Origin of the sequence: Synechococcus sp. UW140 (assembly GCF_900474295.1) — a bacterium.
In the GTDB taxonomy this organism is placed as follows: Bacteria; Cyanobacteriota; Cyanobacteriia; order PCC-6307; family Cyanobiaceae; genus Synechococcus_C.
Map to the genome: position 1 here is coordinate 51,604 of NZ_UCOB01000028.1, position 17,463 is coordinate 69,066.

21 protein-coding genes and 1 tRNA gene are annotated in these 17,463 nt (G+C 59.2%); 11 read left to right on the top strand and 11 right to left on the bottom strand.

Going from position 1 to position 17,463, the window contains the following annotated elements; genetic code table 11:
- Entirely contained in the window at positions 1-1,392 is a 1,392-nt protein-coding gene (locus DXY10_RS11615) for a SpoIID/LytB domain-containing protein (protein ID WP_115019477.1), read from the bottom strand.
- Between the two features lie 166 nt (positions 1,393-1,558).
- Between DXY10_RS11615 and DXY10_RS11620 the strand changes: the two genes are divergently transcribed.
- On the top strand, positions 1,559-2,506 hold the full coding sequence (locus DXY10_RS11620; protein WP_115019653.1) for a ribonuclease Z: 948 nt from the start codon (positions 1,559-1,561) through the stop codon (positions 2,504-2,506).
- A gap of 127 nt (positions 2,507-2,633) precedes the next feature.
- Positions 2,634-3,146: a photosystem II cytochrome c-550 gene (psbV, locus tag DXY10_RS11625; protein ID WP_244282282.1), complete on the top strand. Its 513-nt coding sequence runs from the start codon at positions 2,634-2,636 to the stop codon at positions 3,144-3,146.
- Positions 3,147-3,194: 48 nt separating this feature from the next.
- Here psbV and DXY10_RS11630 read toward each other — a convergent pair whose 3' ends face one another.
- The 4 genes from DXY10_RS11630 to serA form a co-directional block, all read right to left on the bottom strand.
- Positions 3,195-3,602 carry a hypothetical protein gene (locus DXY10_RS11630; protein ID WP_170955826.1) on the bottom strand — a complete coding sequence of 136 codons (408 nt, stop codon included), beginning with the start codon at positions 3,600-3,602 and terminating at the stop codon, positions 3,195-3,197.
- 119 nt (positions 3,603-3,721) lie between these two features.
- A complete protein-coding gene (locus tag DXY10_RS11635; protein WP_115019479.1) occupies positions 3,722-4,021 on the bottom strand; it encodes a ferredoxin in 300 nt (99 codons plus the stop codon).
- A gap of 139 nt (positions 4,022-4,160) precedes the next feature.
- Positions 4,161-5,075, bottom strand: coding sequence for a 50S ribosomal protein L11 methyltransferase (gene prmA, locus DXY10_RS11640; RefSeq protein ID WP_115019480.1), 915 nt, complete (start codon positions 5,073-5,075; stop codon positions 4,161-4,163).
- Between the two features lie 26 nt (positions 5,076-5,101).
- Positions 5,102-6,688, bottom strand: a complete 1,587-nt coding sequence (gene serA / locus DXY10_RS11645; RefSeq protein ID WP_115019482.1) for a phosphoglycerate dehydrogenase — start codon at positions 6,686-6,688, stop codon at positions 5,102-5,104.
- A 78-nt stretch (positions 6,689-6,766) separates the two neighbouring features.
- Here serA and DXY10_RS11650 point away from each other — a divergent pair, with 78 nt between their 5' ends.
- The 4 genes from DXY10_RS11650 (at position 6,767) to murD (ending at position 9,640) form a co-directional block, all read left to right on the top strand.
- Positions 6,767-7,282 carry a hypothetical protein gene (locus tag DXY10_RS11650; RefSeq protein WP_115019483.1) on the top strand — a complete coding sequence of 172 codons (516 nt, stop codon included), beginning with the start codon at positions 6,767-6,769 and terminating at the stop codon, positions 7,280-7,282.
- Positions 7,279-8,070, top strand: a complete 792-nt coding sequence (locus DXY10_RS11655; RefSeq protein WP_371411151.1) for a photosystem II S4 domain protein — start codon at positions 7,279-7,281, stop codon at positions 8,068-8,070. Before DXY10_RS11650 ends, DXY10_RS11655 begins: the two co-directional genes overlap by 4 nt.
- Positions 8,071-8,164: 94 nt before the next feature.
- Positions 8,165-8,236, top strand: a tRNA-Val gene (locus DXY10_RS11660).
- A gap of 27 nt (positions 8,237-8,263) precedes the next feature.
- Positions 8,264-9,640 carry a UDP-N-acetylmuramoyl-L-alanine--D-glutamate ligase gene (murD, locus tag DXY10_RS11665; RefSeq protein WP_115019657.1) on the top strand — a complete coding sequence of 459 codons (1,377 nt, stop codon included), beginning with the start codon at positions 8,264-8,266 and terminating at the stop codon, positions 9,638-9,640.
- Positions 9,641-9,846: 206 nt separating this feature from the next.
- Here murD and DXY10_RS14920 read toward each other — a convergent pair whose 3' ends face one another.
- Positions 9,847-10,233, bottom strand: coding sequence for a Nif11-like leader peptide family natural product precursor (locus DXY10_RS14920; RefSeq protein ID WP_244282283.1), 387 nt, complete (start codon positions 10,231-10,233; stop codon positions 9,847-9,849).
- Between the two features lie 999 nt (positions 10,234-11,232).
- On the opposite strand from DXY10_RS14920, the gene DXY10_RS11675 reads away from it, so the two are divergent.
- Together DXY10_RS11675 and DXY10_RS11680 are read left to right on the top strand one after the other, a co-directional pair.
- Positions 11,233-11,703, top strand: a complete 471-nt coding sequence (locus DXY10_RS11675) for an EVE domain-containing protein (protein ID WP_115019486.1) — start codon at positions 11,233-11,235, stop codon at positions 11,701-11,703.
- Between the two features lie 13 nt (positions 11,704-11,716).
- Positions 11,717-12,457 (top strand): hypothetical protein, encoded by a 741-nt coding sequence (locus tag DXY10_RS11680; protein ID WP_115019488.1) that lies wholly within the window; start codon positions 11,717-11,719, stop codon positions 12,455-12,457.
- Here the strand turns inward: DXY10_RS11680 and DXY10_RS11685 are convergent.
- From DXY10_RS11685 to DXY10_RS11700, 4 genes are all read right to left on the bottom strand, one after another.
- Positions 12,409-12,663, bottom strand: coding sequence for a DUF2811 domain-containing protein (locus DXY10_RS11685; RefSeq protein WP_115019661.1), 255 nt, complete (start codon positions 12,661-12,663; stop codon positions 12,409-12,411). The two genes, DXY10_RS11680 and DXY10_RS11685, sit on opposite strands and share 49 nt — an antisense overlap.
- Positions 12,664-13,010: 347 nt before the next feature.
- Positions 13,011-13,397 (bottom strand): DUF1818 family protein, encoded by a 387-nt coding sequence (locus tag DXY10_RS11690; RefSeq protein WP_115019490.1) that lies wholly within the window; start codon positions 13,395-13,397, stop codon positions 13,011-13,013.
- Positions 13,394-13,621, bottom strand: a complete 228-nt coding sequence (locus DXY10_RS11695; RefSeq protein WP_043692626.1) for a DNA-directed RNA polymerase subunit omega — start codon at positions 13,619-13,621, stop codon at positions 13,394-13,396. Before DXY10_RS11695 ends, DXY10_RS11690 begins: the two co-directional genes overlap by 4 nt.
- Before the next feature lie 26 nt (positions 13,622-13,647).
- Positions 13,648-13,932 (bottom strand): hypothetical protein, encoded by a 285-nt coding sequence (locus DXY10_RS11700; protein ID WP_115019491.1) that lies wholly within the window; start codon positions 13,930-13,932, stop codon positions 13,648-13,650.
- 39 nt (positions 13,933-13,971) lie between these two features.
- Here DXY10_RS11700 and DXY10_RS11705 point away from each other — a divergent pair, with 39 nt between their 5' ends.
- The 3 genes from DXY10_RS11705 to DXY10_RS11715 all read left to right on the top strand — a co-directional run bounded on the left by DXY10_RS11705 (position 13,972) and on the right by DXY10_RS11715 (position 16,822).
- Positions 13,972-15,603 carry an Hsp70 family protein gene (locus DXY10_RS11705; RefSeq protein WP_115019493.1) on the top strand — a complete coding sequence of 544 codons (1,632 nt, stop codon included), beginning with the start codon at positions 13,972-13,974 and terminating at the stop codon, positions 15,601-15,603.
- Positions 15,604-15,706: 103 nt separating this feature from the next.
- Positions 15,707-16,555, top strand: a complete 849-nt coding sequence (locus DXY10_RS11710) for a hypothetical protein (RefSeq protein WP_115019494.1) — start codon at positions 15,707-15,709, stop codon at positions 16,553-16,555.
- 45 nt (positions 16,556-16,600) lie between these two features.
- The gene (locus DXY10_RS11715; RefSeq protein WP_115019663.1) at positions 16,601-16,822 is read left to right on the top strand and encodes a ferredoxin-thioredoxin reductase variable chain; all 222 of its coding nucleotides are present in this window, start codon (positions 16,601-16,603) and stop codon (positions 16,820-16,822) included.
- Positions 16,823-16,899: 77 nt separating this feature from the next.
- Here the strand turns inward: DXY10_RS11715 and pyrR are convergent, their stop codons facing one another.
- Complete coding sequence (pyrR, locus tag DXY10_RS11720; protein WP_115019496.1) at positions 16,900-17,451, bottom strand: bifunctional pyr operon transcriptional regulator/uracil phosphoribosyltransferase PyrR; 552 nt, start codon at positions 17,449-17,451, stop codon at positions 16,900-16,902.
- Positions 17,452-17,463: the final 12 nt, after the last annotated feature.

Below are 17,463 nucleotides of genomic sequence, written 5' to 3' on the forward strand. Positions count from 1 at the left end.
TCAACTGCTCCAGGCTGGCCTGAGTGGGGCGATCCATGCCATCGCCGGGTCATCAGCAGGCAAGAACGGTCGGATCGTGACACCGCGGTAATAGTGCTGGAGAATCTGGCGGAAGTCAGCGCCCTGCTCCGCCAGGCCACGGGCTCCCCACTGACTCATGCCGACGCCGTGGCCGAAACCGCGACCGCGAACCGCCAACACTCTCTTGGTGCCACCACCTCTAGTCAAAAGGGGAGAGGGCTGCAGTGGCGGGGGCGGCGGAGGCATCACCCCAGGCCGAGCAGCAGAGGAGGTCGCAGGCAAGGAGGCAGGTCCCTTGGAGTCGACATCAACAGATCCAGTCGCCGAATCCCGCCACACGCCGATCAAGACCGCCCTGTCACGCATCCGGCTTGTGGTGGGTGCGGGCACTGCAGCCGCCGTCGACGGGAGGGGGCTCGTAGCGGGCATCGCAGCGACGGGTGCTTGGGCAAGCCAATTGAAACTGACCATCGTGCTTTTAAGACCAAGGCGCTGGCGCAACTCCCGGCCCGTGAGTTCAAGCGCACCTCGAGGACCGCGCACGCGCACTGAGCGCAGTCGGCCGGTCGAGCTGGTCTGCAACACCTCCAACCTTTGCAGCCCCCCCGTTTCCCGAAAGGCCTTCTTGAGCTGACGGGTATCAAAGCGCTGCTCCCAGCGATGCACCGGGCTGTTTTGATCGTGATCGCGCACGCTCACCAGATAAGGCAGCTGGTTGCGCCACACCTCACCACTGGGCTCGGTCGCACCGCCGGAGCTGCTGTGAAAGACAGCGCTGATCAGCTTGCCGCCATGCACCATGACCAAGGAGCGGGTGCTGTCCACAGCCTCGCGGGTGCGGGGCGTCGCCGATTCCAACCCTTGATACACCTGACTGGCAACAGTCGCTTTCAAGTCAAAGCTGCCGTTGCGTCCGCGCTGACGCAGGGCATAGGTGCGAGCAGCAACCGCCTGAGCCTGCAGCGCGGCCATCGGCCAGTCCTGAGGCATTTCACTGCCCACCACACTGGCCAGATAACTCTCGATGCCGAGATGGTTGACCACCTGGATCCGACCCTCTCGTGACGCCAGACGTAGTTCACCGCTATAGCGACGCTGACCGAGCCAGATACCACGCGGATCTCTGCTGTGGATCGTCAATCTGGCTGTGCGAGGAAGGCGCCGACGTCCCAGCTCAGGAGACTCGATCAGCCATGCTCCGTGGCTGCTTTTGATCAGAAGACGGGACAGTTGCAGCGGCTCCCCCCCCAGTCCTGACAGTTCCAAGCGCTCTCGACCATCGGCGCGCAGACGCAATGTGCTCCCCTCCGCGACCAACACCCGCATCTGGGGTTGCCGAGCAGCAATCTCAACAGCTGCTGCTGGCACCATGGCCGGCAGCAACGGTTGCAACAACAGAGCGGCAACGGGTCCGAACAGAAGGGAAGGGAAGGGCCTCACCACGCGATCCGATCGGCAGGGCAGCTCAGTGTGCCCCCCTCTGCCCCGTTCATCCAGGGTGCTGCATGGCAAATTTGATGCTTGCCCGCCCCAGACCGTGCAGGTCACTTTCCTCGGCACCAGTTCCGGCGTTCCCACCCGGGCCAGAAACGTTTCAGCTGTGGCACTGCGATTACCGCAGCGGTCGGAACTCTGGCTGTTCGATTGTGGAGAGGGCACACAACATCAATTTCTGCGCAGCGAGCTGCGCCTTTCCCAACTGCGAAGGGTGTTCGTCACCCATATGCATGGCGACCATGTCTTCGGCCTGCCTGGTCTGCTGGCCAGCCTCGGACTGGCCGGCAACAGTTCGGGAGTGGATCTCTATGGTCCTGAGGCCCTGGAGGACTATCTGCAGGGAGTGCTGCGGACAAGCTCCACCCGAATCGGCTATCCGATCACTGTGCATCGGGTGAAAGAGGCCGCCCAGCAAGGGCAGCTGGTGCTTGAAGACGACGACATCATTGTGCGCGCCACTCCCCTCACCCATCGGGTTCCCGCCTACGCGTACCGGATCGACCAAAAACCACGCAGAGGGCGATTCGACATCGACAAAGCCCGTGCCCTAAAGATTCCGCCTGGCCCTGTCTATGCCCAACTCAAGCAGGGAAGGACAATCACTCTGGAGGATGGCCGCCGCATCGACGGTCGGGAACTTTGCGGACCGGAACGGCCTGGGGTCAGCGTTGTGTACTGCACAGACACTGTGTTTTGCGAGGCGGCTGTGGAGCTAGCCCGCGGCGCCGATCTGCTGATCCATGAAGCCACCTTCTCCCATGCCGAAGCGGAGATGGCCTTCCAGCGCCAACACTCCACCAGCACCATGGCGGCTCAAACCGCAGCGGAAGCTGGGGTCAAGCAACTGGCTCTCACCCACCTCAGCCCCCGGTATGCGCCGGGCAATGCCGTCACCCCTGACGACCTGCTGCATGAGGCACAGGCAATCTTCCCCAATACCCTCCTCGCCAAGGACTTCCTCACCCTGGACATCCAACCGGCTGAGTGAGCGGAACCACAACCCATCCTCCCGGCTGCAACAGTTCATGAGCACGCTCAAGGAACATCACCAAGGGACCATCACCGCGTGATACAAGAACTTGGTGCGGTGTATCCGTCAGATTCTGGTGTCCTTCATGGTCTCTCCCTTCCATTCCCTGCGACGGTCCCTGAGCCGACTGCTGCTCGTGCTGCCTGCGTTGGTCGCTCTCGCCTTCAGCTCCCCCGCTCTTGCTGCCCAGTGGGATGCCCAGACCCTCACCGTTCCCGCTGACACCAGCGGCGCTGAGGTGACCTTCTCCGAGCAAGAGATCAAAACGGGCCGCAAGGTGTTCAACACCAGCTGTGGCACCTGCCATGCCGGTGGTATTACCAAGACCAACCACAACGTGGGACTCGACCCTGAGACCCTTGCGCTGGCAACTCCAGCGCGCGACAGCATTGAAGGCCTGGTGGATTACATCAACGATCCAACCTCCTACGACGGCGAATACAGCATTGCTGACGTCCACCCCAGCATGCGCAGCCGCGACCTCTATCCAGCAATGCGTGATCTCACCGATGAAGACCTCCGCCTGATGGCTGGCTACATCCTTGTGGCACCAAAGGTGCTTGGCAAAGAATGGGGCGGCGGAAAGATCTACTTCTGATCTCTCAACCAGCTCTCAATTCAAAAGCCGCCCCAAAGGGCGGCTTTTTTATGACTGGGGACCCGGTGCTGTATTCGCCGGTTCAAACGAACGGGGATGGCGGCTATACCACCATTCCTGCAGCGAAGAGCTGAAACGGATGGAGAACAGCGTCAGCACCGTGGCCGTGGGTCTTGAGCCAGGTTGCAACAACTCGACGGCATAGGAGGGGCATCGGCGCGCCGCCAGATCAGGAACAAAGCGACGTCCGACCCTTCTCCAACTGGGCTCCTTGCTTCGCCAGACGAGACGGCAACAGGGCCAAGGCAGCTCCTCCCGATCGAAAAGGCGGCAGCAGGGTCCAATGACCCGAAAGCTGTATTGCCCACCAGGACTGGTGTGAACACTGCCGTGTTCCATCAGTGCATCGACTTCAGGCCTGGAGGAGGCAGAAGCAGCGGCTGACGCTGCAGGCATGGAAGATCCTGATCGTGCGTTCACGATGCCATCAAAAAGCCACCCCTGGGGGTGGCGGATGGACAGTCCATCAAAGCGACGGAGGACTGCATACGAGATTCAGGACCCTGAGGTCGAACTCAATAGAGCTCTTCTTCAGCGTGGGTCTTGATGGTGCAATCTGACGTGGGATACGCCACACAGGTCAGAACGAAGCCAGCTTCAATCTGGTCGTCGTCGAGGAAGCTCTGGTCGGACTGGTCGACAGTGCCAGAGGTGATCTTGCCAGCGCAGGTGGAGCAGGCGCCTGCACGGCAGGAATAGGGCAGATCGATGCCCTGCTCTTCAGCGGCGTCGAGGATGTACTGATCGTCGGGCACTTCGATGGTCTTGTTCAGACCTTCGCTCTCAGCGACCAGAGTGACCTTGTAGGAAGCCATGGATGGATGGAGTGCGCACTGACCTGAAAAACAGGCATGCAGGACCAAACCCTTCTACATCGGACTGGGGCAATCTCAGTCTTTTCGGACGAGCTTTCCAGGCAAGGCCAATCAAAGCCCATGCACTGATAAGGCAGGCTTATGCAGATTCGACTCTGCTGATCTCCATCAATCCCCAGCTTCCCTGGGAACGAAGCGCCACAACAGTCCATCCCAGTTCTTCCAGCACGCTGGTGAGCCGCGGAGCCTGTTCTACAAGCAAACCACTGAGAAGGCCGCGCCCTCCCGGGGCCAACACCGAGGTGAAATGAGGCGCCAGGGCTTCGATCACAGGCGCCAGGATGTTGCAGAGCAACAGCTGGGATTGAACACCTGCATGCATCACAGCCAATGTCTCGACCGAGCCTTGGCGCACCATCAGACGGTCTTCGTCGAGCCCATTCAGGCTGGCGTTATCCCTTGTAGAGCGTTCGGCGAGAGAATCAGTGTCTGCCGCTAACACCCGTTCGGCGCCTAGGGCCAAGGCCGCCAGCCCAAGGACACCGCTACCGCATCCGAGATCGGCCACCTGCAAGCCCTGAGGGGGAGAGGCTTCCAAGGCCTGGAGGCAAAGCCGAGTGGTGGGATGACTGCCAGTACCAAAAGCGCTGCCTGGATCCATCCGCAACACCAGACGATCGGCATGTTCCGGAGGCAGCTCAAGCCAGGCAGGCAGGATCAACAATCGATCTCCAACGGGATCGGCCTGCCAATGCTGTTTCCAGGTGAGGCTCCAATCCTCATCATCCAGTTGCTTCCATTCCACGCTGGGCAAGCTCAGGCCGAACGTGGTCGCCAACGGCCGAAGACTATCGATCAGCTCTGTGCGCTGATCTTCAGGCCATTCTGGCTCCGGCAACCAAGCGAAAAGGGTGCACTGGTTTGGCGTTTCCGGTGCATGCTGCACCGCCAAGCGATGCAGCCCAAGACTCTCCATCTTCCAGAGAAGCGACTCCTCCAGTTCGGGTTGAAGTGGCAAGGAAAGACGCCACCAACGAAGGGAGGTCGATGTCATGGCAGAGGAGGTTGAACAACAAGCCGTCAGAGGGTGACGGGGTGTGCTTCCTGGATGCCGTTGATGGCACTGATGGTGGCCAGCAGGCTCGGAGGGATTGGGTCATCAATGCTGAGAACCATCACCGCGTCACCTCGGACGATGCGACGTCCCACCTGCATCGAAGCGATATTGACGTTGTGCTCACCCAGCACGGATCCGAGCTGGCCAATAATCCCGGGCATGTCGCGATGCCGGGTGAACAACATGTGCCGACTGGGCGGCACATTCACCGGAAATTCATCGATGGTGGTGACACGCAGCTCACCATCGGCAAACACCGCACCAGTGACACTGTGCCCCCCCTGGGAGCCGCGGGTGGTGAGCTGGAGCGAGCCCCCTGCGAAGTCACGACTGGACTCGTCTTTCACCTCCAGCACGTGGATACCGCGGGCCTTGGCCTCAAGCAGAGCATTGACGTAGTTGATGCGCTCGCCAAGGGCACTGGAGAGCAGACCTTTGAGAGCAGCCACAACCAAGGGCTGGGAGGGATACTCGGAGAAGTCACCCTGGAGCCTGACCTCCAGTTCCTCCACCTGCCCCCCGGACAACTGGCTGACAAGGAGGCCCAGTGTTTCGGCCAGCTGCAGATGGGGCTTGAGACGCTCCATGATCTCGGCACTGAGACCGGGGATGTTCACCGCACTGCGTGCCGGCAGACCGAGGAGCACATCGCGGATCTGCTCGGCCACGTCGGTGGCGACGTTTTCCTGGGCTTCCTCAGTGGACGCACCAAGGTGGGGTGTCAGCACCAGACCACGCTCAACACTGCGCAGCGGTGAATCAGCCGCGAGTGGTTCCGTCGCAAACACATCCACCCCGGCCCCTGCGATCACACCGTTCTCGATCGCCTCGGCCAAGGCACTTTCATCAATGATTCCGCCACGGGCACAGTTCACCAAGCGAGCGGTGGATTTCATGCTGCGCAGAAGCTCCGCATTCACCAGGTTTTCGGTGTCTGGGGTTCGCGGGATATGCAGCGTCACGTAATCAGCGCTGCTGAACAGATCAGCCAACTGCGTCAGACGCACCTGCATCTGCTGAGCACGCTCACTGGACACGAAGGGGTCGTAAGCGATCACATCCATGCCCATCGACTTGGCCACCTTCGCCACATGGGAGCCGATCTTGCCGAGGCCCACAACGCCGAGCACTTTTTTATAGAGCTCGTTTCCGACGTACTTTTTCCGATCCCAGGCACCTTGACGCATCGATGCGTGAGCCTGGGGCACATGGCGGGACAGCGAGAGCAGTAACGCCAGGGCATGCTCTGCTGCAGCGATCGTGTTCCCCTCAGGGGAATTGACCACGAGCACCCCACGCTGGGTTGCGGCCGGCACATCAACGTTGTCAACGCCCACTCCGGCGCGACCAACGATGCGCAGGCGATCGGCCGCTGCAATCACATCGGCGGTGACCTGCGTGCCCGAGCGAATCATCAGAGCGTCGTACTCGCCAATGATTCCCTTCAGCTCTTCTGGGCTGAGACCAGTGCGTTGATCAACCTGAGCCACCTGGCTCAGGATGTCGATGCCGGCCTGATCAATGGGATCGGAAACCAGAACTTTTGTCATCAACCGGCGAAAGACTGCCTCAAACCACTTTAAAGACAGGCCCGCAGGCCAGAATTAAACGCTCTCAGGAAATCGCCCATGCCCGTCTGCGTGCTGGTGCTGAAGGAACAGGTGGCTGCGGCATCCCTGCAGGAGAAGCTGAGGGCCAACGGAGTCCCCCTGCAGCGCTGCTTGTTGGTTCCGCCTGCGGATCGCAATGAACAAGGGACGCCAATCGATTCCGTTGATCTGCTCACTCCTCGCCTTGCCCGACAGCGACGCCAACGGTCCATGGCCCGATGGCTACTGCCGTTCGGCTTCATGGCAGGCCTCACCTTCACCCAGATCACGAACCTCGAAACCTTTTCCAGTCTTGGTCCCTGGGGACAACCCGTGATTGGTGGACTGCTGGGGATGGGTGCAGGCCTGATGGGCAGCTACTCAGCCGCGGCCAGCGTGCCCTCCGAAAATGAGGACGGAGTTCGCATCCTGCGCAACCGACATGAGGAGAACCGGTGGTTGTTGTTGCTTGAGACCCCCACTGGGATCGAGCCGCCCTGGCAGCTGCTACAGAGCTCCCGACCACTCCAGGTGGTGCGCCTCAACGATCTGTGATGCTGCCCAAACAAGAGCTGCTTGAAGGCTGCAGGGATCCCCAGGGCATCAAGACGCTGCTGGAGCTGTCAGAAACTGTCCTTCGCACCTGGCAACCTCTGTGGTCTCCCTTTCTTTCAGCCCCCTTGAGGGAGGAGGCAGTGGAACGTCTTCTCGACCTCGCAGAACTCCAGGTGCACAGCGATGGCGGACGCCAAGGTGCTGAACGACAGTGTCTTCTGATCAGTCGGCACTGTGAGGGTAATGACGTGCTGGAACGCCACCCCCTTCCTGTGATGGGGTTGGAGGTGGAAGGCAACTTCTTGTTTGATCGGCTGGAACCGGAAGACATGCGTGCCGTTCTCTCCTCCCTGGGGGTTTCTGACGGGGAGATCGGCGACATTTGGGTTCGTGGCGATCGTGGCGCCCAGGCCCTCTGCACACCCGAAGCTGCAGCCGCACTGAACGGAACGACAAGTCACGTCAGGGACGTGGAGATTCAGCTGGAACAGCGAGGGGTTGAGATGCTGCAGCTCCCTTCGATCCGTACCGCCAAACGGTTCACCAGCGTTGAGGCCTCTTGCCGAATGGACGCGATCGCTTCCGCCGGATTCGGCCTCTCCCGCGCCAGGGTGTTGCAGCAGATCCGCAACGGACGCCTGCGTCTGAATTGGCAAGCGGTGCGGCTGGCCAGCAAAACTCTCAACAGCGGCGACCGTCTGCAGCTTCAGGATCGTGGCAGCCTGGAAGTGCTGTCTTTGGAACTCACCAAAAGAGACCGCTGGCGGGTCACAATGGAGAGAAGCTGAACGCACCAAGTAAGCCCTGCAGATCTTGGCCGGCTGCTACATTCTTCAGCGCACCAGAACGTGCAGGCCGCTTTCACATCACCGTGAAATGTGCGGGCGATTAGCTCAGGGGTAGAGCACTACATTGACATTGTAGGAGTCACTGGTTCAAATCCAGTATCGCCCATTTCTCTTGCAGGGACAGGAGTTCTCCATGGCAGCCAGTCTGGTCGTCGGGATTGGACGATCCGGGATGGGAGCGGCGCGTCTGCTCCAGGCCCAGGGACACAGCGTGACAGTGCTGGATAGCAAGAACGACAAGACCCAGAAGGCGTCGGCCAAGGCGCTACGTCAACTTGGCATTGAAGTGCACCTTGGCTGCCCTCTTCACCCTGATCCATTCGAGCCCTTGGCCGATGCGCTGGACCAGGTCGTGATCAGTCCTGGGATCGCCTGGGACCACCCAGCCATGATCCAATTGCGCCGGAAGGGCATCAACGTGTGTGGCGAAATGGCCGTTGCCTGGGATGCTCTTCGCCACATCCCCTGGATTGGCATCACCGGCACTAACGGCAAAACCACCGTGACCCATCTGCTGCAGCATGTGCTGAATAACGCAGGCCTCAAGGCTCCAATGGCAGGGAATGTGGGGCATTCCGCGACCGAACTTGCACTGCAGTGCATGAACACCAAGCAGTCTCAACCCGACTGGGTGGTGATGGAGATGAGCAGCTATCAAATCGAGGCCGCTGAGCAGGTAGCACCCAGGATTGGCATCTGGACCACCCTCACCCCTGACCATCTCGAGCGACACGGAACACTTGAGGCCTATCGCTCCATCAAACGTGGCTTGCTAGTCCGCTCCGAACATGCAGTCCTGAATGGAGACGACCCTGATCTGCGCAAGCATCAGCACGCATGGACGGACGCCACCTGGGTCAGCACCAAACCATGTCCAACCATGCCGTGCTCGCTGTGGATCGATTCGGAGCACTGGGTACGTAACACCGCCGACCGCCTGTTCCCTGCTGAAGCCCTGTCATTACCAGGCGCTCACAATCGCCAAAATATGCTGCTGGTCACAGCCGCGGCACTCAAGACCGGCCTAACCGCGGCGGCGATCGAAGCGGGTCTGCGCAGTTTTTCTGGAGTACCCCATCGCCTTGAACCACTAGGGCTCCTGAAAGGCATGGAGGTCTTCAATGACAGCAAAGCCACCAATTACGACGCAGCCGCCGTCGGCCTTCGTGCTGTAGCCAGTCCCACGGTGGTGCTTGCTGGCGGACAGACAAAACAAGGTGATGCTTCCGAATGGCTCACCCTGCTGAAGCAACGGGCCTGTGATGTGGTTCTTTTCGGCAATGGCGCCGAGGAATTGAAAAGGCTGATCCACGCCTGTGGATTCGCTGGCGGCGTGTGGATGGAGAACGATCTTGAGGCCGCCCTGCCTAGAGCAATCGCTTGCGGCGCAGCGAACTCTGCTCACTCGCTTCTGCTCTCGCCAGCCTGCGCCAGCTTTGATCAGTACAAAGACTTTGAAGCCCGAGGCGAAGACTTCCGCCGCCTAGTCAAAGCAGCGCAGATAGCCTGATGATTGCGTTCAGGCTGTCTCAAACAATGAGCAGTCTTTGAGCGCCAATCCTGATGCACGCAAAATGATTAGCGCCAAACAAACATTGACGAGAACAGGGATATTGCCTGATTAACGCCCCAAATAGGCTAAGGAGACACGGCCTCAAAGCGTTGGACGCATCACTCAAAGCCTGCAGTTGGGGCTCAAACTAAGGGCAGCTCAACCTAAAGGCCGGAATTGCCCACACCGTTGCCATAGGCCCGACCCCCTGCAACATGCTTCAGATCGTCTTGGGACAGCTCAGACTGAGCACGATTCACGTCATCAACAGAAATCGCAAAGCCTGCCTCATTTGCAATCGCGACGAGCTGATCAGGGCCAGTCGTCTGGTCAACCTTTGACTGAAGCCCGGAATCCGATTTAACGGCCTCCAAAAAGGCATTAAAATTTTGACTAGCCATGACATTAAAACAATTGTCTTTCAAGCTTAGCAGCCACTGAAGAATCCGACAACAATTCAACAACATCGCCATTGCCAAAGGCCTTTGGGGTACTGACGAAATTGCGCCACGAAAAGATGAAAGCCAGAGCGAAATGACAAGATCCTGCATTCCACAAACGAACGACTTGGCGTCACATCATCAACCAATCCAATAGCCAGACATTCACTCCAAACAAGGATTCAAAGCGAGTTTCAGTCGATGGCGATCAAACAGCCAAGGACTTCTTAAGCGTTCAAGCTCACACCGTGCTCACGTGCAGCGCCTCGAAATCAACCTGCACCGCTGGTGTCGGCTAGAGAAAACCACTCGAAATAGACACCGGATTTGGTACTCATGAGAGATCGCTGAAGAACGGATGCCTTTCTTTTCCTTCGGCTTGCTTAAAAGAGGGGCAGCAAAGCATCGCTGGCTTAATCCCATCACATGCCAAAGGGCTATGCCTTTCGCAGCTCTGGGGTGCGACGCCAGACAGGGGGGGCTATCGGCACTTCAACCGCTCAATCAATCAAGACCAGTTCTTCAGCCGATGGCTACACCGAGAGTGGTTCAACGCGATCAGATCACAACGGGAATGAGCCTGTGCCTCAGCTGTGGTGACCAAAAAGGAGCAAGAACAGAAAAAACATGACCATCAACAGCAGTAACCACATAGACAACGTGCGCCGTTGGAGGCACCGACAGTTTGCCAGCGTCTCAGCAAGCATTCCTGAAATCAGCAGGCATGGAAGCAGACATAGACTTCACGCAAGCCAGCTCCATCCGGATCTGCTGAGCAATGGGAGGCTGGCGCACGACGCTGAACGCCTCTACCTCTAAAAGCCTTACACCCTGCCGAAAAAGGCCAACAACAGCCCTTGCACCACTGAAGGGAGCTGGCATGAGAACCAATCCCACCGATTACCTGACAAGACCAAATCACTATGTATCGCTGCTATACAACATCAGCAATGGTGCGTTGCCTGGCCGAGGATGTAATCGCTTTCAGCAGACAATCTACGCGAGCATGAATCCAAGCGCAGCTTGGGCACTCACCCATTGTTTTCAGCGGAGAAACCACCCAACCATGCCACGGTATTGCAATAGTCTAAACAGCCAAGATCAATTGCCATGACTGATATTTCATACTGGCTGATGAAAAGCGAGCCGGACGTTTATGGGATCCACGACCTAAAACGCGAACAAACCACCCTTTGGGATGGAATTCGCAATTACCAGGCTCGCAACTTCATGCGCACCATGGCGATCGGTGATCACGTCTTTTTCTATCATTCCAATTGCAAACCTCCAGGCATTGTCGGCCTGATGGAGGTCTGCGAACTGGGCATCGTTGACCCCACCCAATTCGACAGCAATTCGAAGTATCACGATTCTGCATCCAAACAAGACTCTCCCCGCTGGGACTGCGTGCGGCTCCGCTATCTCGGAGAATTCAAGACGATGCTCAGCCTGGATGCCCTCAAGCAGACCTACAGCCCTGAAGAACTGACCGTTGTCAGACGCGGCAACAGGTTGTCGATCCTGCCAGTGAGTTCTGCAATTGCGATCGATCTACTCAAGCGTCTCGGTCCTCTCCAATAAGAGATAGGCCGTCATGCCCCCGGAACGTCTTCCACTCAGCACAGTTCTGCCGCGCGCCTGGATTGGCTTCTGCAGCGCACCCTGGCCCTGTGTCGGCCTGGCGGCTTTGGCTCTGATCAGCGCCTTTGGCCTAGGAAGCCTGGCCCAGGAGCTTCACACCAGTGGACATGCCTGGGTTCGGCACCTCGGAGACCTGTTCTGGGTGCTCTCCATGTTAGCTCCGCTTGTGCCGCTTCTCGCGCTTCTGCAGCTTGCCGACACGCTGCTACCCAGTGCAGGCCCAGACGAACACGACAGTCCGCAGACCAGGGAGCGCATCCCCTGGCTGCTGCGTCAATCCTTGGCACTCGTGCTGATTGAAGCCTTGATCCTGTTTGGCGGCATCACGGCGATTCGAAGTGTCTTTAGCACCCTGATCGCTCACAGCGGCGTGCTCGCAGCATTGAGTGCGCTGATTGGCAGCGTTGCTCTAATCGCCTGGACCTTCGCACAGTGCTTGGCCCTGCCCCTCCTGATTCATCACGGCTATCGACCCCTGGCTGCAATGGAACACAGCCGCAAACTTGTGCAGCAGAACCGGCTGAAGGTTTTGGCTCTCGTCGGCCTGATCTTGGGTATCAACCTGGTTGGACTGATGGGGGCCTGCCTGGGCCTGATTCTCAGCCTCCCGTTCAGTGCCCTCATTCTGATGGCCAGTTGCCGAACTCAAGCGCCCTGGAGCAAGGACTGGCGACGAAACATATTGCCCACGTAGAGACGGGTGATCTCGCGAGATTCCACTCCGTTCTGGACCAGAAAGCCAGCGAGAGCTGCCTGAATCAATCGGTACTGGTCCCAATTGGGGTAGCGCTCGATGAAGCTGGTCATGGCCTGCTGCAGAGGCTCCGGCAGCTCAGCATGGAAGCTCACCATTGCTTCAGTGACCTCATCCACCAAAGCGGCGGAGACCCGAGTTTCCATGCAAGGAAGAATGGCCTGTTCCTGATCCACTGACTGCACGTGCTGCATCCTGAAGCCCTCGAACGCTAACCAGTTCTCCACATTCGTCAGCCAACGTCAAGGACGCGCGAACAAGGGAGTCGCATCCAATCTCCGAATAAGACACAAGGCCTGAACCCCTTTCAGAGCAAGCGATGCAAAACCTGCATGAAATCCTGAACCGACCAGGACGCCGTCAAGGCCTAGACCCGACGACCAGCGCTTTTCCACAGAACCCCCCCCAGGAGAACGATCCAGACCGCAAGCGTGTGGAAAACCTGTGAAAGGACGTCGTGAATTCTGGGAAAAATCACACAAAGCGCTATTGATCAGCCCTGCTTATTCCCGGATGTGTCCCAGGCCGTTCTCATCGCAGCCACAAAGGCCTGGGCAGCCGGCGCAGGCCAATGCCCCTCAACGCCACGGCCGGTCCATGCCCCTTGAAGCACGACATGCAAACTCCAGTTCTCCCTGCTTCCTTCAAGACATCCCCACCAGGGCTCAAGCTCCATCTCCAGCTCGATGGACTCTTCAGACATCAACTGGGTTTGAAGTGCTTGATGCTGATCGGTGAGTTCACACAGCAGTGCTATCAGCACCTGACTCTCCTTCTGCGTGAGCTCAAAGGCCCATCCCTCTCCACCAATCAAGGCAGGGAAATCAGCACGGGATAGATCCCGGGCCAAGCGCCAGCCTGGGCCCTCCTGCTGAATCATCCAGGCAGCAAGTCAGGCTGATCTTGCTCATCGCTGAGCTCAACAATGGCTCTCTGCACGGGCTTGACACTGGATTCCTCAAGCAGTCCATCGAAATCATCAAAACGACGCTGCTTGGCACGGAATGCAATCCGGACGGTCGTGAGATAACGGTTGCTGGACTGACGAATCAGGCTTTCACCGCGCTTGGCCAGATCCTGGGAATCCACACCGGCACTGATCACGTTTGTCCACGCAAGGTTTTCCCATCTTAGGTGAGGAGGTCACTATGAAACGGCACATGCATTGGGTAGGTGCGCTGCAGGCTGCCTGGCACCTTCAAAACGATCTGACGTCCCAGCCCCATGGCCGCTAGTGGACGGCGCAGCAGAGCCAGTAGAGCGCTGACCTCCTCCAAATGGCGGGCATCCACGCACTCCACCCGGATACTCCCCCAGCTACGGGACAACTTGCAGTCACGCAAGGGTTCCAACTGAGCCTCCAGTTGAGGTTCCTCCCGATAAAAGGACCACACGAGCCGCTGCAAGCGATCCATTCAGATTCCCCGTAACCTCGTCCTCTCACCAACCTGCCAATGGCGGTGGACCAGGCCCCTACGGACGAACAAAACCTTCAGGTTTCCGAAAACGCAGGCACCCTTGCCATCGACCTTGGGAGCACCACCACGGTGGTCGCGTTCCAAGGTCCTCAGACTCCTGACCCAAAACTATTGGAGCTTGAGTCGATCACCCGTTCCCCAGGCCAGGTGCCGAGCCTGATCTGGGCGCAAAGCCAGGAAGACCCGAATCCCCTAGTCGGACGTCAGGTCCTGGATGCCGGCCTTGGAGACAGTGATGCCCCTCAACTGCTGCGTGATTTCAAACGGGCGATTGGGGCACCAGCACCTCTCGATTCCAACCAGACCAGCCTGAGCGCAGAGGCAGCGGCGGAATCACTGTTACTGCAAATCTGGAAACGGCTACCGACTGATCTGCACATCAAGCGTCTCGTGCTGACGGCGCCAGTGGAGCACTACCGGGGCTATCGCCAATGGCTTCTCCAGGCCAGTCAAGCCCTGCCCATCGACGAGGTGGCCCTGGTGGACGAACCCACCGCAGCAGCTCTTGGGGCCGGCCTCGCACCAGGCAGCCGGCTGCTCGTGGTGGACATGGGTGGAAGCACCATCGACCTTTCCATCGTGGCTCTGGAGGGAGGAGAAGGGCGGGCAGCCCCTCTCGCCCAGTTGCTTCGTTTTGGAGGCCAGAGTCTCGACAACAGTCGCCAGACCCTTCGCTGCGCTCGGGTACTGGGGAAAGCAGGTCTTCAGCTTGGGGGGCGAGATCTCGACCACTGGATCGTGGAATATCTCCACCCATCTGCGGATCCAACCAGCATCAGCAAGCCCACCCCAGCGGTTCTGAACGCAGCTGAACGGCTGAAATGCCGCCTGAGTGACCCGACACTGGCAGACAGAACCGTACTCACGGAATTCGCGGCAGCCGACGACGGCTCACAGCACGAGTTGCGCCTCAGCCGCCATCAGCTAGAGACCTTGCTTGTGGAACGAGGCGTTCTCGAGGTCCTCGATGATCTGCTGGAGCAAACGCTCGCCGGAGCCCGACAGCATTCGTGCCAACTCGAAGATCTGCAGGGCGTCCTACCCGTCGGTGGCGGTGCCCAGCTACCTCTGCTTCGGGATTGGCTCAGCAAGCGCACCCGACCGGTGCCTCTGCTGAGTGCGCCCCCTGTGGAGGCTGTTGCCAAAGGCGCCCTCAGCCTGACGCCTGGGGTTCGCGTGCGCGATGTGCTGCACCGGGGGGTGTCTCTGCGCTGCTGGGACCGGCGCAGCGGGACCCATCACTGGCACCCACTATTTGTCGCCGGACAGACCTGGCCATCGGAATCTCCCCTCACGCTTGTGCTTGCTGCCGGTCGGGAGGATCAGAGCAGCATCGAGCTGGTGCTCGGAGAGCCCGACAACAAGGCACGCCATGACGTGGTGTTCCGGAACGGATTGCCCACTGTTCAGGAGCACCAGGGCACGCCCGAAATCAAAGCCTGGGATCAGCCCGTCAGCAGCATTGCGCTGGATGAGCCTGGATCTCCCGGTCAAGACTGCTTGAAACTGCACTTCCGTCTCGATGATGCTGCCGATCTGCTGATGGACGGAGAAGACCTCCGCACCGGGGCAGCGATTGAACCGAGAAAGCTGGGACGCGTGCGCTGAACATCTCTGACCTGGGGATCAGGGCGGTGGACCGTCCGTCCACCGCAACGTGAGAAGCGGTGGTCATCTCCATAGAAAGAAGTGATCTTTTGCCTCCACCTCCTTGGCGCTCCGACGCCACTGGCTCCCGCGCTACTGGCTTGGGCTCACCCTGGGCGGAGTGGCCATGCTCTGCGGCCTGGCGTACTGGTGGGAACGTCAGCTCCCCGCACGCCTGTCCAATGCGCTCCTTGAGGGCGACAACATGGCCTGCTTGCGTTACAGCGAACAGCTTGCAGCCCTGCGCTGGCTGGGTCAGAAAGTACCTGAGGAGCAAGCCCTATGCCGAAGACGTGCCGCTCAAGAAGCTTGGGACACAGGGCGCCAGGCCGAAGCTCTCCAGCTCCAAGAACAGCTGGTCAATTCCGCTGTCGGCTCCAGTGAGAACCAACGCACCGATCGTCAGCGCCTAACGCGCTGGCGCAAGCACCTGCAACGCACAGCACTGGAGGCATTCCGGGATGGTGACATCGAGGCGGCCCTTGAGCTGCTGGCACCGATGGAAACCAGCATCCGCTCCAGAGGCGACCGACTCAGCGACAGCATCCGCGAGACCTGGAACCGCAATCAACTCGACCACCAACGCCTTGCTGATCTGGTGGAGAAACAACGCTGGTGGGAAGCTCTCGCAGTTCTCAACAGACTGGATCACCCCTGGTGGCAGAGCCGATCAGAACCCTTACGAGCAAAGGTCGAAGCAGCGATCGATGCGCTCAAAGACCATGAGGAGCACCACAACCATGGCGACCTTCCTGCCCACAGCGTGTCCCAAGCGGATCTGGACCGTGCCGTGAAAGCAAGAATCGCGGAAGGACTCGAGCCCTGGCAGGCATTCCAGGCTGGCTGCGGTGATGTGGGCGGTCATGTTGAAGAAGAAGGCCCAGAAAGTCTTTGCAAGAGGAACAGCCCCTAAGGGCGTGGCACGCATGACAAAATGCCGCCAGGAACGCAATGGCTCATGCAACCCGGAGACAAAGTTGTCGTGTCAGCCAACGTTGTGGTCTTCAACCACCCTCAGCACAGGGGGGAGGCCTTCGACATGCAAGGCACTAGCGGTGAAGTGGTGAGCGTTCTGAATGAATGGAAAGGCCGACCGATCAGCCCGACCTTGCCTGTGATCGTCGCCTTCGGTCGCTACAAGGCCCATTTCCGCAGCGATGAGCTCAGCGTCGCTGACTGAGGTCATCAAAGAGCGACAGATCTGCGCTGACAAAGTGAGCGGTTGGATGGTGCATGCCTTTTTGTCATCAATGCATTTCATTGCTCCCGACGCAAATACACACCCTCTTCACCATCCAGATCCTGAAGGCGCAGCTCGATGGTTTCGCTCCGTCGTGTAGGCACGTGACGGCCACAAAAATCAGGCTGAATTGGTAGCTCGCGGTGACCACGGTCCACCATCACCAACAGCATGACCCGGCGGGGGCGCCCCCACGCCTGAAGCGCCTCCAGAGCAGCACGGATGGTGCGACCCGTGAAAATCACGTCGTCGACCAGCAGCACATCCCGCCCTTCCACGCTGATCGGCAGATCAGTGGCCTGAACCATGCGTGTGCCAACACGCTGCAGATCATCCCGGTGGAAGGTGGGATCAAGCGTTCCCTGGGCCAGCGGATACCCGCCCATCGTCTCAAGCTGCTTGGCCAGCACGCGGGCAAGCTGCACCCCTCGGGTGGGGATGCCCAGCAGTAACAACGCTTCGCCGTCCTCAACGGTTTCCAGCACTTGGCTGGACAGACGCTGCAGCGTCCGCGTCAGATCCTGGGCAGAGAGGAGTTCAATCCGCTCGGATCCTGCAGGAGCAGTCATGACTCTGTCGCC

What these genes read in the sequence shown, in the direction of transcription:
- DXY10_RS11615 (WP_115019477.1), bottom strand. Translation starts at nt 1,392, where the DNA reads ATGGTGCCAGCAGCAGCTGTTGAGATTGCTGCTCGGCAACCCCAGATG.
- psbV (WP_244282282.1), top strand. Translation starts at nt 2,634, where the DNA reads ATGGTCTCTCCCTTCCATTCCCTGCGACGGTCCCTGAGCCGACTGCTG.
- DXY10_RS11630 (WP_170955826.1), bottom strand. Translation starts at nt 3,602, where the DNA reads ATGCCTGCAGCGTCAGCCGCTGCTTCTGCCTCCTCCAGGCCTGAAGTC.
- DXY10_RS11635 (WP_115019479.1), bottom strand. Translation starts at nt 4,021, where the DNA reads ATGGCTTCCTACAAGGTCACTCTGGTCGCTGAGAGCGAAGGTCTGAAC.
- prmA (WP_115019480.1), bottom strand. Translation starts at nt 5,075, where the DNA reads ATGACATCGACCTCCCTTCGTTGGTGGCGTCTTTCCTTGCCACTTCAA.
- serA (WP_115019482.1), bottom strand. Translation starts at nt 6,688, where the DNA reads ATGACAAAAGTTCTGGTTTCCGATCCCATTGATCAGGCCGGCATCGAC.
- DXY10_RS11650 (WP_115019483.1), top strand. Translation starts at nt 6,767, where the DNA reads ATGCCCGTCTGCGTGCTGGTGCTGAAGGAACAGGTGGCTGCGGCATCC.
- murD (WP_115019657.1), top strand. Translation starts at nt 8,264, where the DNA reads ATGGCAGCCAGTCTGGTCGTCGGGATTGGACGATCCGGGATGGGAGCG.
- DXY10_RS14920 (WP_244282283.1), bottom strand. Translation starts at nt 10,233, where the DNA reads ATGCAGGATCTTGTCATTTCGCTCTGGCTTTCATCTTTTCGTGGCGCA.
- DXY10_RS11675 (WP_115019486.1), top strand. Translation starts at nt 11,233, where the DNA reads ATGACTGATATTTCATACTGGCTGATGAAAAGCGAGCCGGACGTTTAT.
- DXY10_RS11680 (WP_115019488.1), top strand. Translation starts at nt 11,717, where the DNA reads ATGCCCCCGGAACGTCTTCCACTCAGCACAGTTCTGCCGCGCGCCTGG.
- DXY10_RS11685 (WP_115019661.1), bottom strand. Translation starts at nt 12,663, where the DNA reads ATGGAAACTCGGGTCTCCGCCGCTTTGGTGGATGAGGTCACTGAAGCA.
- DXY10_RS11690 (WP_115019490.1), bottom strand. Translation starts at nt 13,397, where the DNA reads ATGATTCAGCAGGAGGGCCCAGGCTGGCGCTTGGCCCGGGATCTATCC.
- DXY10_RS11700 (WP_115019491.1), bottom strand. Translation starts at nt 13,932, where the DNA reads ATGGATCGCTTGCAGCGGCTCGTGTGGTCCTTTTATCGGGAGGAACCT.
- DXY10_RS11705 (WP_115019493.1), top strand. Translation starts at nt 13,972, where the DNA reads ATGGCGGTGGACCAGGCCCCTACGGACGAACAAAACCTTCAGGTTTCC.
- DXY10_RS11715 (WP_115019663.1), top strand. Translation starts at nt 16,601, where the DNA reads ATGCAACCCGGAGACAAAGTTGTCGTGTCAGCCAACGTTGTGGTCTTC.
- pyrR (WP_115019496.1), bottom strand. Translation starts at nt 17,451, where the DNA reads ATGACTGCTCCTGCAGGATCCGAGCGGATTGAACTCCTCTCTGCCCAG.